The sequence below is a fragment of the Nocardioides sp. JCM 18998 genome, from assembly GCF_055391535.1.
This window is the reverse complement of the sequence record NZ_AP043886.1, coordinates 716,844-731,836: the sequence shown is the minus strand read 5'-3', so window position 1 is coordinate 731,836 and position 14,993 is coordinate 716,844. Positions and strand designations below refer to the sequence as shown.

At 70.7% G+C, this 14,993-nt stretch carries 17 protein-coding genes; 11 read left to right on the top strand and 6 right to left on the bottom strand.

The annotated features are described in order from the left end of the window. The first annotated feature begins 29 nt into the window (after positions 1 to 29). The 3 genes from ACZ5L9_RS03490 (at position 30) to ACZ5L9_RS03480 (ending at position 1,319) form a co-directional block, all read left to right on the top strand. Positions 30 to 422 carry a helix-turn-helix domain-containing protein gene (locus tag ACZ5L9_RS03490; protein ID WP_464533912.1) on the top strand — a complete coding sequence of 131 codons (393 nt, stop codon included), beginning with the start codon at positions 30 to 32 and terminating at the stop codon, positions 420 to 422. Beyond that, entirely contained in the window at positions 422 to 925 is a 504-nt protein-coding gene (locus tag ACZ5L9_RS03485; RefSeq protein ID WP_464533908.1) for a hypothetical protein, read from the top strand. Before ACZ5L9_RS03490 ends, ACZ5L9_RS03485 begins: the two co-directional genes overlap by 1 nt. A gap of 106 nt (positions 926 to 1,031) precedes the next feature. After that, positions 1,032 to 1,319 carry a DUF2516 family protein gene (locus ACZ5L9_RS03480; RefSeq protein ID WP_464533905.1) on the top strand — a complete coding sequence of 96 codons (288 nt, stop codon included), beginning with the start codon at positions 1,032 to 1,034 and terminating at the stop codon, positions 1,317 to 1,319. A gap of 13 nt (positions 1,320 to 1,332) precedes the next feature. Here the strand turns inward: ACZ5L9_RS03480 and ACZ5L9_RS03475 are convergent, their stop codons facing one another. Together ACZ5L9_RS03475 and galE are read right to left on the bottom strand one after the other, a co-directional pair. Continuing rightward, positions 1,333 to 1,683, bottom strand: coding sequence for a phosphomannose isomerase type II C-terminal cupin domain (locus tag ACZ5L9_RS03475; protein WP_464533901.1), 351 nt, complete (start codon positions 1,681 to 1,683; stop codon positions 1,333 to 1,335). A gap of 31 nt (positions 1,684 to 1,714) precedes the next feature. After that, positions 1,715 to 2,695 carry a UDP-glucose 4-epimerase GalE gene (gene galE, locus ACZ5L9_RS03470; RefSeq protein WP_464533899.1) on the bottom strand — a complete coding sequence of 327 codons (981 nt, stop codon included), beginning with the start codon at positions 2,693 to 2,695 and terminating at the stop codon, positions 1,715 to 1,717. 48 nt (positions 2,696 to 2,743) lie between these two features. Here galE and ACZ5L9_RS03465 point away from each other — a divergent pair, with 48 nt between their 5' ends. From ACZ5L9_RS03465 to ACZ5L9_RS03450, 4 genes are all read left to right on the top strand, one after another. Beyond that, positions 2,744 to 3,517: an N-acetylmuramoyl-L-alanine amidase family protein gene (locus ACZ5L9_RS03465; RefSeq protein WP_464533895.1), complete on the top strand. Its 774-nt coding sequence runs from the start codon at positions 2,744 to 2,746 to the stop codon at positions 3,515 to 3,517. A 16-nt stretch (positions 3,518 to 3,533) separates the two neighbouring features. Further along, the gene (locus tag ACZ5L9_RS03460) at positions 3,534 to 4,106 is read left to right on the top strand and encodes a dihydrofolate reductase family protein (protein ID WP_464533893.1); all 573 of its coding nucleotides are present in this window, start codon (positions 3,534 to 3,536) and stop codon (positions 4,104 to 4,106) included. Continuing rightward, positions 4,103 to 4,861: an enoyl-CoA hydratase-related protein gene (locus ACZ5L9_RS03455; RefSeq protein WP_464533890.1), complete on the top strand. Its 759-nt coding sequence runs from the start codon at positions 4,103 to 4,105 to the stop codon at positions 4,859 to 4,861. The genes ACZ5L9_RS03460 and ACZ5L9_RS03455 overlap by 4 nt, the downstream gene beginning before the upstream one ends. Before the next feature lie 80 nt (positions 4,862 to 4,941). Further along, positions 4,942 to 5,688, top strand: a complete 747-nt coding sequence (locus ACZ5L9_RS03450; RefSeq protein WP_464533888.1) for a helical backbone metal receptor — start codon at positions 4,942 to 4,944, stop codon at positions 5,686 to 5,688. A gap of 147 nt (positions 5,689 to 5,835) precedes the next feature. Here ACZ5L9_RS03450 and icmF read toward each other — a convergent pair whose 3' ends face one another. After that, positions 5,836 to 9,075 (bottom strand): fused isobutyryl-CoA mutase/GTPase IcmF, encoded by a 3,240-nt coding sequence (gene icmF, locus ACZ5L9_RS03445; protein WP_464533886.1) that lies wholly within the window; start codon positions 9,073 to 9,075, stop codon positions 5,836 to 5,838. A gap of 202 nt (positions 9,076 to 9,277) precedes the next feature. On the opposite strand from icmF, the gene ACZ5L9_RS03440 reads away from it, so the two are divergent. Beyond that, positions 9,278 to 10,000: a GTP pyrophosphokinase gene (locus tag ACZ5L9_RS03440; RefSeq protein ID WP_464533882.1), complete on the top strand. Its 723-nt coding sequence runs from the start codon at positions 9,278 to 9,280 to the stop codon at positions 9,998 to 10,000. Here ACZ5L9_RS03440 and ACZ5L9_RS03435 read toward each other — a convergent pair. Beyond that, positions 9,997 to 10,488 carry a MarR family transcriptional regulator gene (locus ACZ5L9_RS03435; RefSeq protein WP_464533878.1) on the bottom strand — a complete coding sequence of 164 codons (492 nt, stop codon included), beginning with the start codon at positions 10,486 to 10,488 and terminating at the stop codon, positions 9,997 to 9,999. The genes ACZ5L9_RS03440 and ACZ5L9_RS03435 overlap by 4 nt on opposite strands. Positions 10,489 to 10,570: 82 nt before the next feature. Between ACZ5L9_RS03435 and ACZ5L9_RS03430 the strand changes: the two genes are divergently transcribed. Beyond that, the gene (locus ACZ5L9_RS03430; RefSeq protein WP_464533874.1) at positions 10,571 to 11,449 is read left to right on the top strand and encodes a DMT family transporter; all 879 of its coding nucleotides are present in this window, start codon (positions 10,571 to 10,573) and stop codon (positions 11,447 to 11,449) included. Here the strand turns inward: ACZ5L9_RS03430 and ACZ5L9_RS03425 are convergent. Then, entirely contained in the window at positions 11,411 to 11,971 is a 561-nt protein-coding gene (locus tag ACZ5L9_RS03425) for a type III secretion system chaperone family protein (RefSeq protein ID WP_464533870.1), read from the bottom strand. The two genes, ACZ5L9_RS03430 and ACZ5L9_RS03425, sit on opposite strands and share 39 nt — an antisense overlap. After that, positions 11,968 to 13,209 (bottom strand): D-inositol-3-phosphate glycosyltransferase, encoded by a 1,242-nt coding sequence (gene mshA, locus ACZ5L9_RS03420; protein WP_464533867.1) that lies wholly within the window; start codon positions 13,207 to 13,209, stop codon positions 11,968 to 11,970. Before mshA ends, ACZ5L9_RS03425 begins: the two co-directional genes overlap by 4 nt. Positions 13,210 to 13,313: 104 nt before the next feature. Between mshA and ACZ5L9_RS03415 the strand changes: the two genes are divergently transcribed. Together ACZ5L9_RS03415 and ACZ5L9_RS03410 are read left to right on the top strand one after the other, a co-directional pair. Beyond that, the gene (locus ACZ5L9_RS03415) at positions 13,314 to 14,057 is read left to right on the top strand and encodes an SDR family NAD(P)-dependent oxidoreductase (RefSeq protein WP_464533865.1); all 744 of its coding nucleotides are present in this window, start codon (positions 13,314 to 13,316) and stop codon (positions 14,055 to 14,057) included. A 227-nt stretch (positions 14,058 to 14,284) separates the two neighbouring features. Continuing rightward, positions 14,285 to 14,983, top strand: a complete 699-nt coding sequence (locus ACZ5L9_RS03410) for an aspartate/glutamate racemase family protein (RefSeq protein ID WP_464533860.1) — start codon at positions 14,285 to 14,287, stop codon at positions 14,981 to 14,983. Positions 14,984 to 14,993 lie beyond the last annotated feature (10 nt).

Here is a 14,993-nt window from a genome sequence, read left to right as displayed (position 1 = left end):
TGCTAGCAATTGCAAGCATTGTGGTGCCCATGGTCAAGAGCCGGGTCGGCAACTCCGTTGCGTCGTTGGGGGAGTACCTCCACGAGCAGCGCATCAACGCGCAGCTGTCGCTACGCCAGCTCGCCGACCAGGCCGGTGTCTCCAATCCGTACCTGAGCCAGATCGAGCGCGGCCTGCGCAAGCCCTCCGCAGAGGTCCTGCAGCAGATCGCCAAGGCGTTGCGGATCTCCGCCGAGCAGGTCTACCTCCGGGCCGGGATCCTCGATCCCGGTGAGGACCGGAGCGGCTCGGTCGAGCTGGCGGTGATGGCAGACACCCGTTTGACGGAACGACAGAAGCGATCTCTGCTCGATGTCTACGCGTCGTTCCTCGCCCTCAACAATCGCGTCGCCGACGACGCGGAGACCCAAGGAGAAGTCTGATGCCGAAGCTCGAGCTGCCGAAGATCGAGATCCCGAAGGTGGAGCTGCCGAAGCTGGCCGACCTCAAGAAGGTCGAGCTGCCCAGGGTGGAGCTCCCGAAGCTGCCCCAGCTCCCCAAGGTGGAGCTGCCCAAGGTCGACCTCCCGAAGGTGGAGCTGCCGAAGTTCGCGAACCTCCGCAAGATCGACCTCAAGAAGATCGAGCTGCCCAAGGTCGAGCTGCCCAGCGTCGCCGAGGTGCGGTCGATGGTGACCTCGCTCGACGCCAAGACCGTCGTCGCGAAGCTGCGTGGCCAGAAGGCCGCGCCCGCGGCCGCCAAGCCCGCTGCCGCTGCGGCCAAGCCGACGGCCGCCAAGAAGGCGCCGGCCACCAAGACCACGGCCAAGAAGGCCCCGGCGACCAAGCCCGCCACCGCGCCCGCGGCGAAGAAGGCCCCCGCCAAGAAGGCTCCCGCGAAGAAGGCCCCGGCGGCCAAGAAGGCGCCCGCGCCCAAGCAGGCCTGACCGGGTGGGCTGACACCGAGCATCACCACCGAAGGCCCCGCGAGCGCTCACCGCTCGCGGGGCCTTCGCGTACGCCGTGGCGTACGCGGCGGTTACGCTAGGTGCCATGGGCGGAGTCTTCGCGGTGCAGAACACCATCATGCTGGTGGTCAACCTGGCGATCCTGGCCGTCACGATCTTCGCGTTCGTGAGCAGCCTGTTGTTCTCCGCCGAGGCCTACCGCGCCGCGAACAAGTGGAGCAAGCAGGCCTGGACGATCGTCCTCGGCCTCGCCGTGGTGCTGCAGTTCGTCCCGGTCGGCGGGATGATCATCCAGCTCGCGATGCTGATCGCGGCGCTGGTCTTCCTCGCCGACGTGCGGCCCGCGCTCAACTCGCTGACGCGCCGCCGCTGACGCTCGACGGTCCCTAGACCGTACGTCCGAAGTCGTCCTCGAGGCGGACGATGTCGTCCTCGCCGGTGTAGGCGCCGCGCTGGACCTCGATGACGATGAGCGGTTCGTCGGTCGCGTTGACGATGCGGTGCGGGACGCCGATCGCGACGTCGACGCACTCGCCCGGACCGGTGACGATCGTCTCGCCGTCGATGACCGAGGAGGCGGTGCCGCTGACCACGACCCAGTGCTCGGCGCGGTGGGCGTGGGTCTGGTACGACAGCCGTGAGTGCGGCAGCACCTCGATCTGCTTGACCTTGTAGCCCTCGCCCTCGTCGAGCACCTTCCAGCTGCCCCAGGGGCGGGTCTCCGACTCACCGATCACGTGCAGCGACCCTCCTCGAGGCGACCTTCACTCAGCGGCCAGGGTAGTCGTCGCCGGCCGCCTGTCGAGCCTCCCATGCGGAGGCGACCATGGCGCGCAGGTCGTGTCGCATGCTCCAGTCCAGGTCGCGGGCGGCGAGCTCGCCGGTGGCCACGATCCGGGCCGGGTCGCCCGGGCGCCGGGCGTGGATCTCGGGGGTGAAGTCGATGCCGGTGACCTCGCGGATGGTGTCCATGATCTGGCGCACGCTGACGCCGTCGCCCGAGCCGAGGTTGTAGACCGGCTCGAGGGTCTCGCCGGCGGCGAGCTTGCGGGCCGCGGCGACGTGGGACAGGGCCAGGTCGGCGACGTGGACGTAGTCGCGCACGCAGGTGCCGTCGGGGGTGTCGTAGTCGTCGCCGTTGATCCGCGGGGTGCGGCCGTTGGCGAGCGCCTCGAAGACCAGGGGGAAGAGGTTGTGCGGGCTGGTGTCGTACAGCGACGGCGTGCCGGAGCCGACCACGTTGAAGTAGCGCAGGCTGGTGTGTCGCAGGCCGTGCGCGCGGGCGACGTCGGCGATCAGCCACTCGCCGACCAGCTTGCTCTCGCCGTACGGGCTCTCGGGGTTGGTCGGCGTCTCCTCGGTGACCAGGTCGACGTCGGGGGTGCCGAACGTGGCGGCGCTGCTCGAGAACACCAGGTTGTCCACCTCTGCCTCGAGCATCGCCTCGAGCAGGGTGGCGGTGCCCTGGACGTTCTGCGCGTAGGTGTGCAGGGGGCGCTGGACGCTGACGCCGGCGTACTTGAAGCCCGCGAGGTGGATGACGCCGGTGACGTCGTGCTCCCGCAGCGCCGCCTCGACGGCGGCGCGATCGAGCAGGGTGGCCCGGATGAACGGCACGTCGGACGGCACGAAGCGTTCGAAGCCCGAGGAGAGGTCGTCGATGACGACCGGGTCCATCTGTGCCTCGTGCAGTGCCGCGACGACGTGCGAGCCGATGTATCCAGCGCCTCCGGTGACCAACCAACTCATGACGTGGAGCATAGGGGAGCGCGGTGAAGCGCGGTTAGGGTGGAACGCGTGCCGTACGCGCTCCTCGCCTTCGTGCTCGCCCTGTCGGGCGCGTTGGAGGGTGCGCCCGCGCACGCTCGGACAGCGTCGCCGGACGGCGCCGAGCCGCTGGCCGGCCGGACCGTGGTGATCGATCCCGGGCACCAGCTGGGCAACGGCCGTCACCTGGCCCGGATCGACCGGAGCGTGTGGATCGGCACCGGACGCAAGCCGTGCAACACCACCGGGACGGCGACCGATGCCGGCTTCCCCGAGTCGACCTTCACCTGGCGCGTGGCCCGTCGGATGGAGCGCCGCCTGGCGGACCTCGGCGCACGGGTGGTCATGACCCGCGACACGAACAGCGAGGCCGCGTGGGGGCCGTGCGTGGACACCCGCGGCCGACGCGGCAACACGGCACATGCCGACCTCAAGATCAGCATCCACGGCGACGGCAGCTACGCCCCCGGAGCGCACGGCTTCCATGTGATCTACGCACCGCGCCGGGGGATCACCGCCGACACCTACCGCGTCTCGCGCGCCCTCGCCCTGGACACCCGCACCGCGATGCAGGCGGCGGGCTTCCCACGCGCCACGTACATCGCCGGCGGCGACGGGCTCGATGAGCGTTCCGACCTCGGCACCCTGAACCTCTCGCAGATGGCGACGGTGATGGTCGAGTGCGGCAACATGCGCGATCGGAGTGATGCGGTCCGGATGACCTCGGCACGGGGCCAGGACCGCTACGCCACCGCACTGGTGCATGCCGCCCGTCGCTACCTGGCGCAGCACCCTGGACGCTAGCGCCTAGGCTCGCGGCATGAGGACGCTCTTCGGCGACGGCACCTGGGACTGGCCCGAGGGGCCCTGGCTGCGGGTCAACTTCGTCACCAGCGTGGATGGCTCGGCCCAGGGCAGCGACGGCCGCAGCGGCACGATCAACAACGACGTGGACGTCGAGGTCTTCCACGCGCTGCGCGACACGGCCGACGTGATCCTGGTCGGTGCCGGCACGGCCCGTGCCGAGGAGTACAAGCCCTCCCGGACCGCGATGGTGGTCGTCGGGCACGACCTGCCGGTGCTGCTGGAGGGCGCCGACAACGTACGGCTGGCGTCGGGGCCGCTGCCGGACCTCATCGACGGGATCCATGCGGAGGGGCACCGCCGGATCCTGTGCGAGGGCGGCCCGACGCTCCTCGCCGGGCTGCTGGACGCGGGCCTGGTCGACGAGCTCTGCCTCACGACCACCCCGCACCTCGTCGGGGGAGCCGGCAAGCGGATCGTCGACGCCAAGGGAATCGGCAACCGCGGACTGGACGTACCGCTCACGCTGTCTTCCCTGGTGGAGAAGGACGGGACGCTGCTCGCGCGTTGGCTAGTCTCCCGGGCGTGAGCGACGACCTGCTGATCGAGCGACGCGACGCTGTCGTCTCCGTGACCTTCAACCGTCCGGAGAGGTTCAACGCCTTCACCCGCGAGATGTACCTCGAGCTGCGCGAGCTCTTCCTCGACGTCGCCACCGACGAGGACGTGAAGGTGGTGGTGCTGCGCGGCACCGGCGGCAAGGCGTTCGCGGCCGGCAACGACATCGAGGACTTCCTCGCCCAGGACCAGGTGCCGTACGAGGCCGAGATCCGCTCCATGTTCGATGCGCTCTTCGCGCTGCCGCAGGTGACGATCGCCGCGATCGACGGCGCCTGCGTCGGCGGTGGCCTGGCCATCGCCACGCATTGCGACATCCGGATCGCGACGCCGCACTCGCGCTTCGGCTACCCGATCGCCAAGACGCTCGGCAACGCGCTCTCCTCGCCCGTGCTGTTCCGCTGCGCCGCCGTCTTCGGGGAGGCGGTCACCCGCGAGATGCTGCTGACCGCGCGGCTGCAGTCGGCCGAGCGGGCGTACGGCGTGGGCGCGCTGACCGCCGTCACCGAACAGCTCGACGACACCCTGGCCGAGCTGGTCGCGCAGATCCTGCCGTTGTCGCGCGTCACGATCCGGACCACCAAGCTGCAGCTCGGCCTCCGGGCCGCCGCCATGGAGCCGCTCCCGGCGGGGGAGTACGACCTGCTCACCGAGGTCTACAACGGCCCCGACTTCGCCGAGGGGGTCGAGGCCTTCCTCGCGAAGCGCCGACCGAGCTTCGGTTGAGTCGTCACCTGTGGCGGGTCGAGTGGTCACTTCTTGCGCGGTGAGTGGTCGCGACGACCCGGTCGGCTAGCGTCCTGAGGGTGCAGGACGACCTGGGGGTGCCGTACGGCGGACCGCGCCCGGCCCGTCGGGTGGTCTCGCTCGTGCCGTCGCTGACCGAGGCGTTGGCGAGCGTGTCCGACGGTCGCCTCGTCGGGGCGACCCAGTGGTGCACCCACCCCACGGATCTGGCCGTGACGCGCGTCCGCGGGACGAAGAACCCCGACCTGCAGGCGATCGCCCGGCTCAGCCCCGATGTCGTGGTCGCCAACAAGGAGGAGAACCGCGAGCTCGATGTCGGCCGGCTCCGTGCCGCGGGGATCGAGGTGTGGGTGACCGACATCCGCACCGTGCCCGACGCGATCGCCTCGATGGGGCGACTCTTCGACGGCCTCGGCTGGGTGCGGCCGGGATGGCTGGCGACAGCGCGCCAGCTGTGGTGCGGCCCCGTGCCGCCGATCTCCCGGCGGGTGGCCGTGCCGATCTGGCGCGACCCGTGGATGGTGATCGGTGCGGACACCTTCACCGGGGATCTGCTGCGCCGGCTCGGCTGGGCCAACGTCTTCGCCGGCGCCGCGCTCAACCCGACCCGCGAGCGCTACCCGCACGTGGAGGCGGAGCGGATCGACGCGGCCGGTGCCGACGCCGTGCTGCTGCCCGACGAGCCGTACTCCTTCACCGCCGACGACGGGCCCGAGGCGTTCGCCAGCACGCCGACCGAGCTGATCAGCGGGCGACTGATCACGTGGTACGGGCCGAGTCTCGTCGAGGCGGCCGCGCTGGCGTGACGGCTCGGCCGGCAGCGCACTGCGACGCACTGCGACGAGAGCGCCGGCCGCGGCGATCCCACAGGCGGCCGCGCCGACGAGCCGCCCCGATGCGGCCTGGCAGCCGCGAGAGCTGACCCCTCGACCCGCAACAGGTGACCTCTCGGGCTAGACGTTGCGGCGGTACGCGCCGCCGACCTCGAAGAACGCCTCGGTGACCTGGCCCAGCGTGCACACCCGGGCCGCGTCCATGAGCACCGCGAAGACGTTCTCCCCGGTCGTCGCGGCGTCCTTCAGCCGGGCGAGCGCGGCTGCTGACTCCTCGGTGTGAGCCTCGTGGAAGGCGCGCAACCGCCGCAGCTGGGAGGACTTCTCCTCGTCGGTGCCGCGGGCCAGCTCGAGGTGCGCCTCCACCGGCGCCGCGTCCGGGTTGCGGAACGTGTTGACCCCGACGATGGGCAGGGAGCCGTCGTGCTTGCGGTGCTCGTAGAGCATCGACTCGTCCTGGATCCGGCCGCGCTGGTAGCCGGTCTCCATCGCGCCCAGCACCCCGCCGCGCTCGCTGATCCGGTCGAACTCGGCGAGCACCGCCTCCTCGACCAGATCGGTCAGCTCGTCGACGACGTACGAGCCCTGCAGGGGGTTCTCGTTCGTCGCGAGTCCCCACTCGCGGTTGATCACGAGCTGGATCGCGAGGGCCCGGCGCACCGACTCGGCCGAGGGCGTGGTGACGGCCTCGTCGTAGGCGTTGGTGTGCAGGCTGTTGGCGTTGTCGTAGATCGCGCAGAGCGCCTGCAGCGTGGTGCGGATGTCGTTGAACGCCATCTCCTGCGCGTGCAGGCTGCGGCCGCTCGTCTGGACGTGGTACTTCAGCTTCTGGCTGCGCTCGCTGGCGCCGTACCGCTCCCGCATCGCCACCGCCCAGATCCTGCGCGCGACCCGGCCGATGACGGTGTACTCGGGGTCCATCCCGTTGCTGAAGAAGAACGACAGGTTGGGGGCGAAGTCGTCGATCCGCATCCCGCGGGCGAGGTAGGCCTCGACGTACGTGAAGCCGTTGGCGAGGGTGAAGGCGAGCTGGCTGATCGGGTTCGCCCCGGCCTCGGCGATGTGATAGCCGGAGATCGAGACCGAGTAGAAGTTGCGGACCTGGTTCGCGATGAACCACTCCTGGATGTCGGCCATGCAGCGCAACGAGAACTCCGTGGAGAACAGGCAGGTGTTCTGGCCCTGGTCCTCCTTGAGGATGTCGGCCTGGACCGTGCCGCGGACGGTGCTGAGCGCCGTCGCCGGGTCGATGCCGCGCTCGTCGGCCTGGTCGAGGACGGTGGTGAGGAAGTAGGCGAGGATCGTCGGCGCGGGCCCGTTGATCGTCATGCTCACGCTGGTCGAGGGCGCGAGCAGGTCGAAGCCGTCGTAGAGCGCCTTCATGTCGTCCAGCGTCGCGATGCTCACTCCGGACGTGCCGACCTTGCCGTAGATGTCGGGTCGCTCGTCGGGGTCGCGGCCGTAGAGCGTGACGGAGTCGAAGGCGGTGGAAAGACGAGCTGCTCCACCACCGCTCTCGGTCAGCAGCTTGAAGCGCCGGTTGGTCCGGAACGGGTCGCCCTCGCCGGCGAACATCCGCGCGGGATCCTCGTCGGCACGCTTGAACGGGAAGACGCCCGCCGTGAACGGGAAGGCGCCAGGCAGGTTCTCGCGGCGCCAGAACCGCACCAGCTCGCCGTGGTCCTGCGTCCGCGGGAGAGCCACCCGCGGCACCCGGGTGCCGCTGAGGGAGATCCGGCCCGCGTCGGCGGCGTACTCCTCGACGGTCTTGGGCCAGGAGTCGATCCGGTCCTGCAGGTCGGCCGGCAGGGTCTCGATACACTCGCCGGCGCTCGCCACCCGCCCAGCGAGATCGCTGGTCGGGTGCGTCGCGAGGGACGAGTGGCGCGTATCGAGACCGGGCGACTCCAGGCCCCGGAGCCTCGAGACCACGACGTCGAAGGCCTGCGCCGTCCGGGCCACCTCCGCGAGCCGCTCGGTCTCGGCGTGATAGGCCCGTACGGTCTCGGTGATCTCGGCGAGGTAGCGCACCCGGTCGCCGGGCAGCACCGGGCGGATGCCGCTGGAGTGGCGCACGCTCACCGGCGCGAGTGCGCCGGGCTCCTCGACCGGCAGGCCGCGCTCGGCCAGCAGCCCCCTCAGATGCTGGTAGAGCGCTGTCACGCCGTCATCCCCGAAGGTGGCGGCCGAGGTGCCGAAGACCGGCATCTCCTCGGGCGTCCGGTCGAACGCCTCGCGGTTGCGGACCAGCTGGCGTCCGACGTCGCGCAGCGCGTCGAGGGCGCCACGGCGCTCGAACTTGTTGATCGCCACCACGTCGGCGAAGTCGAGCATGTCGATCTTCTCCAGCTGCGAGGCGGCGCCGAACTCCGGCGTCATCACGTAGAGGCTGGCATCGACGAACGGCACGATGGCCGCGTCCCCCTGCCCGATGCCCGGCGTCTCCACGATCACCAGGTCGAAGCCGGCCGATCGCACGGTGTCGATCACGTCGCTCAGGTGCTCGGGCACCTCGTGCGCGCCCCGCGTGGCGATCGAGCGGTAGAAGATGGGCGACTCGCCCGAGCCCGCCCGGTCGAGCACCGTCATCCGGATCCGGTCGCCCAGGAGCGCTCCGCCACCGCGGCGCCGGGTCGGGTCGATCGCGAGCACGGCCACGCGCAGCCGGTCGGCCTGGTCGAGGCGAAGGCGGCGCAGCAGCTCATCGGTGAGCGAGGACTTGCCGGAGCCGCCGGTGCCGGTGATGCCGAGCACGACCGCCCGGGTGGGGGTCTCGACAGGCTCGACCTCCGGGTCGGCCTGCGGGTGCTGGGCCTGCGGGTGCTCGGCCTCGGGCAGTCGGCCCTGCTCGGCCGCGGTGATCGCCCGCGCGAGCGCGAGCCGGTCGCCTGCCCGTACGGCCTCGAGGTCGGCGGGCCGGTCGGCGAGCAGATCGTGGTCGAGCTCGGCGACCACGCTGTTGATCATCCCGGCGAGACCCAGGCGCTGGCCGTCCTCGGGGGAGAAGATGCTGACGCCGGACTCCCGCAGCCGGGCGATCTCGGCGGGGATGATCACGCCGCCCCCGCCACCGTAGACCTTGATGTGGCCGGCGCCGCGCTCGCGGAGCGTCGCCACGAGGTACTCGAAGTACTCGACGTGGCCGCCCTGGTAGGAGGAGACGGCGATCCCGTGAGCGTCCTCCTCGATCGCGGCATCGACGACCTCGGCGACCGAGCGGTTGTGGCCGAGGTGGATCACCTCGCAGCCCTGCGACTGGAAGATCCGACGCATGATGTTGATCGCGGCGTCGTGGCCGTCGAAGAGCGCGCTCGCGGTGACCACGCGGACGTGGTTCCGTGGCGTGTGCAGATCGGCCATGACGTGCCTCCAGAGTTGGCAGGATGTCCTCGTCATCGTCGATGCTAGGACATCCAGGTATTGATGTCGATGGATGGCACTGGTAGAGAGTGACCTCCGGGCCGTCGGGACCCGCGGCCACCGGCCGGGTTGGGTGCATCGGTCAGGATGGTGACGAGCGCCGGCGTTCCGCGACCGGGGCGAGCCGAGAAGGATGTGGAGCATGAGCGACCCGGAACAGGGATCGCCCGCGGCGCTGACGAACGCCTCCCGACTGGTGACGGAGGCGGGGATCGACCCGCACAGCGCGGCCCTCTCGGAGGCCGCCCACGAGGTGGGCCAGCTCCTGATGCCCTATCGGTTCGGGCTCGAGGAGATGCTGACGAAGATCAACATCCTGCGTGAGGAGCTGAGCTTCCGGCCCGACGGGAGCCCCATCGAGCACGTCAGCTCCCGGCTCAAGTCGATCGACAGCCTCCGGCAGAAGGCCGAGCGGCTCGGCTGCGAGTTCACGCCCGACGCGATCCACCACCAGATCTTCGACGTCGCCGGCATCCGGATCGTGTGCAGCTTCATCGAGGACGCCTACTGGGTCCTGTCGATGCTCACCAGTCAACCCGACGTCAAGGTCATCGAGATCAAGGACTACATCGCGCACCCGAAGCCCAACGGCTATCGGAGCCTGCACGCGATCGTCCAGATCCCGGTCTTCCTCTCCGACTCGATGCGCGACGTCTGCGTCGAGCTGCAGGTCCGGACCGTGGCGATGGACTTCTGGGCCAGCGTCGAGCACAAGATCTACTACAAGTTCCGTCAGGAGATCCCGCTCCAGCTCGGCGGCGAGCTCGCCGATGCGGCCAAGGTCGCGCACGACCTCGACCAGCGGATGAGCGACCTGCGCGAGTCGCTGCGCGGCGTCGGCGCGGCGATCCCGGGCCAGAGCTAGCCGACCGGGTCGCCGGCCGCCGCCCGCAGCGCGGTGAGCCGCCCACTCAGGTCCAGCACCTCGTCGGCGTCGAGTCCGGGCTGGGCGAAGACCTGCTCGTTGAGGCCGATCGTGGCCCGCTCGACCAGGCCGCGTCCCTCAGCGGTGATCGAGGCCAGCACGACCCGGCGGTCCTGCTCGCCGCGGGAGCGGGTGACGTACCCCTGCCTCTCGAGCCGGTCGACCGCGGAGGTGACGCTCGTCGGATGGACCTGGAGCAGTGAGCCCAGCTTCGTCATCGGGAGCGCGCCCTCCCGGGTGAAGGCCAGCAGCCGCAGGACCTCGTAGCGGGCGAACGTGACGTCGAGCGGGCGCAGTACGGCGTCGATCCGCTCCATCAGGAGCTGGTGCACCCGTACGACGGACGTCACCAGGGCCATTCCGTCAGCGGCCTCGGCCCAGCCGTGGGCGACCCACTGGCGGTGGGCCTCGCTGATCGGATCGGACATGCGCATGATGCTAGGGGCAGCGGGTACGACGACGTCCGAATCCCGCTCGCACCGTGGACGGCAGGGCCGGTAGCGTCACGCCGTGACCCCCACCCGCTCGCTGCCCCTGATCGCCGTCGCCGTGACCCTCGTGCTGTGGGCCTCGGCGTTCGTCGCGATCCGTGACCTCGCCGACGAGGTCCGGCCGGGGGCGCTCGCGCTGGGACGCCTCGCCGTCGGTGCGCTGTGCCTGACCGTGGTGGCGCTGCGCCGCCGGGCGGTCCTGGTCCGGCCCGCCACCGGCGACTGGTGGCGCCTCGTCGCGATCGGCGTGCTCTGGTACGCGCTCTACATGGTCGCCCTCAACGCCGGGGAGCGACGGATCGACGCCGGCACCTCGGCGATGCTCATCCAGCTCTCCCCGATCCTGATCGCGGTGCTCGCCGCGATCTTCCTCGGCGAGCGCTTCACCCGCTGGATCGTCCTCGGCCTGGCCCTGGCCTTCGCCGGCGTCGTCGTGATCAGCCTCGCCGGTCACGGCGGCGACGGTGGGCGCGACATCCTGGGCGTGCTGCTCTGCTTGGTCTCGGCGGTCGCCTACTCGATCTCGGTGATCCTGCAGAAGCCGCTGATGAGCCGGCTCGCCTCGGTGCAGGTGACCTGGCTGGCATGCACGATCGGTGCGATCGTCTGCCTGCCGTTCGCCGGCCAGCTCGTCACCGACCTGCGCGGCGCGCCGCTCTCGGCGACGCTGTGGGTGATCTATCTGGGCATCTTCCCGACGGCGATCGCGTTCACCACCTACGGGTACGCGCTCAGCCACATGAACGCCTCGTCGCTGGGGATCACCACCTACCTGGTGCCGGTGATCACCGTGCTGCTCGCCTGGGCCTGGCTGGGCGAGACGCCTCCGGGCCTGGCGTACGTCGGCGGTGCGCTGGCGCTACTCGGCGTCGCGGTCAGCCGGCGTCGCGTCGCCTGAGGCCGCCTCGGCGCCCGGCCTGGCGTCGCGCTCGAGCCAGCCGCGGAACGCCTCCAGGTTGGCGGTCGACTCCCCGCGCAGCCTGCGCCACTCCCACTCCTTGCGGATCGAGGAGGCGAAGCCGAGCTCGAGGATCGTGTTGAACGACTCGTCGGCATAGGTGAGCACCGAGCCGAGCAGCCGGTCGAGCTCGTCGGGCGTGACCAGGGCGAGCGGCAGCCGCGCGTCGAGGTAGATGTCGCCGAGGCGGTCGAGGGCGAACGCCACCGCGTACAGCTTGAGGTTCCGCTCGAGCAGCCAGCGGTAGACACCCTCGAAGTTCTCGTCGGGCCGGCGGCACACGAAGGCGTGCACGCCGAGCGCGTGCGGACCGAGGTCGAGCCGTACGGGGGTCTGCAGCTTCTTCTCGCCCGGCAGCGCGAAGGACCAGCTGTCGCCGGCCCGGGTCCACTCGATCTCGTTGGCCCGCAGCCACGCCTCGATCAGCTGGGCGCTCTCCTGCTCGCCGTTCGTCTCGCTCATGCCCGCACCAGCTCCCGTGCCCGCTCGTAGACCTCCAGGGTGTGACGGGCGGTGGCCTCCCAGGAGAACTCGCGGGCGTGCATCAGCGCACCGAGCGCGAGCGACTCGCGCAGGTGGGGGTCGCCGATGACCCGGCCCAGCGCACCGGCCCAGGGCAGCGGCTCGTGCCCGTCGACGAGCAGCCCGCTGCGTCCGTCGCATACGGCCGTGGTCAGTCCGCCGACCGCTGCCGCGACCACCGGGGTGGCGCAGGCCTGCGCCTCGACGGCGACCAGACCGAACGACTCGTTGTAGGACGGCACCGCCACCAGGGTCGCCGCGGCGTACCACCGTCCGAGCTCGGCCTGCGAGACCGGCGGGACGAACCGCACCACGTCTGCGACGCCGAGCTCGCGAGCCAGGTCCGCGAGCGACTCGGGGTGGTCCAGGCCGCTGCCCGAGGGGCCGCCGACGATCGGCACGACCAGCCGTGGGCGCAGCGAGGGGTCACGCGCCAGCAGCACCGCGACCGCCCGCAGCAGCACGTCCGGTGCCTTGAGCGGCTGGATGCGGCCGGCGAAGAGCAGCACGATGGCGTCGGCGGGCAGGCCGACCGCGGCACGAGCCGCCGTCATCGACTGCGGCGCGAAGACGTCGAGGTCGACGCCGGGATGGACGACCTCGACCCGTCCAGGGTCGGCGTCGTAGAAGTTGATCAGCTGCTTGGCCTCGAGGTCGGTGTTCGCGATCAGCACGTCCGCGGCGGCCACGACCTGCTCCTCGCCGATCACCCGAGCGCTCGGCTCGGGGGAGTCGCCGTCGGCGAGCGCGTCGTTCTTCACCTTGGCCATGGTGTGCATCGAGTGCACCAACGGCACGCCCCAGCGATCGCGCGCCAGCGCGCCGACCTGGCCGGAGAGCCAGTAGTGGGAGTGCACGGCGTCGTAGTGCCCGATTGGGTGCGCTGCCTCGGCGCGCAGCACCTCGCGGGCGAACGTGCAGAGCTGGCCCGGCAGCTCGGCCTTGGTGAGTCCCTCGTACGGACCGGCGGGGATGTGCCGGACGACCACACCCTCGTACGCCTCCACCACCGCAGGCTGCTGCGAGGAGGTCGCTCTGGTGAAGATGTCGACCGCGACGCCCTGCAGGCCGAGCCGGCGGGCCAGCTCGAGCACGTACACGTTCATGCCGCCGGCGTCGCCGGTGCCGGGCTGGTCGAGTGGGGAGGTGTGCAGGCTGATCATCGCCACCCGCTTCATGCCCCACCGCCTCGTTCTCGGACCCAGCACCCCTGAGCCTCCGCAGCCTCAACCGCGCCAGTCTCCCGCATGTTCCCCAAACGCTTGGTTTTAGGCTGACCCCCATGACCCAGAAGACCGCCGTCGTCACCGGAGCCTCCAGCGGGATCGGCGCCGCGACGGCCCGTGCGCTCGCCGCTGCCGGTTACCACGTCTTCCTCGCCGCGCGCCGCGTCGAGCGGATCGAGATCCTGGCCCTGGAGATCGGCGGCACCTCGGTCCCGACGGACGTCACGGACCAGGAGTCGGTGGAGAGGCTCGCCGACGTGATCGGCGCCCACCTCGACGTCCTGGTCAACAACGCCGGCGGCGCGTTCGGTCTCGAACCGGTCGCCGGCGCGGACCTCGACGCGTGGAAGCGGATGTACGACATCAACGTCCTCGGCACGACCCGCGTGACCAAGGCGCTGCTGCCGGCCCTGATCGCCAGCGGCGCGGGCGCGATCGTCAACGTCGGCTCCACTGCCGGGCACATCGCGTACGAGGGCGGGGCGGGCTACAACGCCGCGAAGTTCGGCGAGCGGGCGGTCACCGAGGCGCTCCGCCTGGAGCTCTTCGACCAGCCCGTGCGGGTGATGGAGATCGACCCGGGCATGGTCCGCACGGACGAGTTCGCGAAGGTCCGCTTCGACGGCGACGAGGCGCGGGCGGCCGCCGTCTACGCCGGCGTCGCCGAGCCGCTGGTGGCCGAGGACGTCGCCGATGCGATCTCCTGGATGGTCACCCGCCCCGCGCACGTGAACATCGACAGCCTGGTGATCAAGCCGCGCGCCCAGGCGGCAGCACACAAGGTCCACCGCGAGGCCTGAGCCTGCGAAGGCCTCGAGCGGTGGAGGTCGAGCGAGCCCCGCGACCGACGAAGGAGGTCGCGACGGGCGGGTCGAGGCCTGGTGGTCGGGTTGAGCCTGCGAAGGCCTCGAGCGGTGGAGGTCGAGCGGCGGGCGGGTGGAGACCCGGCCGGTGCCCTTGCGGTGGTTACCAGGCGTTAACCCCGACGATTGCGCCCGCCAGTGTCAGCGGTGCCACACTGCAAAACGTGCAGACGATCGGACTCATCGGCGGTATGAGCTGGGAGAGCAGCGCCGCGTACTACGAGGGCCTCAACAAGGGTGTCCAGGCGCGGCTGGGCGGTCTCCACTCCGCCAAGATCGTGCTGGCCAGCGTCGACTTCGCGGAGGTGACGGCCTGCCAGCAGGCCGGCGACTGGGACCGGGCGGGCGCGATCCTTGCGCAGGCCGCCCAGGGCCTGGAGAAGGCCGGCGCCGACTTCATCCTGCTGTGCGCCACCACCTTCCACCAGGTCTACGACGCCGTCAGCGCGGCCGTCTCGATCCCGGTGATCCACCTCGCCGACGTGCTCGCCGCGAAGTGCAAGGAGCTCGGCATCACGACCGTCGGCTTCCTCTCGACGGCGTACACGATGGAGAACGAGTTCTTCGCCGAGCGGATCTCCGACCACGGCCTGGACGTCAACCTGCCGGACTCGCTGCACGTCGAGACCCTCGACTCGATCATCTACAACGAGCTGGTCTTCCGCACCGTCAACCCGAGCTCGCGTCGTCGCGTCGCGACCATCGTGGACGAGCTGTGGGACAGCGGTGCACAGGGCGTCATCCTCGGTGCCTCCGAGCTCTCGCTGCTGGTGCGTCCGGAGGACGTTGAGGTCCCCGTGCTCGACGTCATCACCGTGCACGTCGAGGCCGCGCTCGACCTCGCCTTCGCCGAGAGCGCGTAATCCGCTCCTC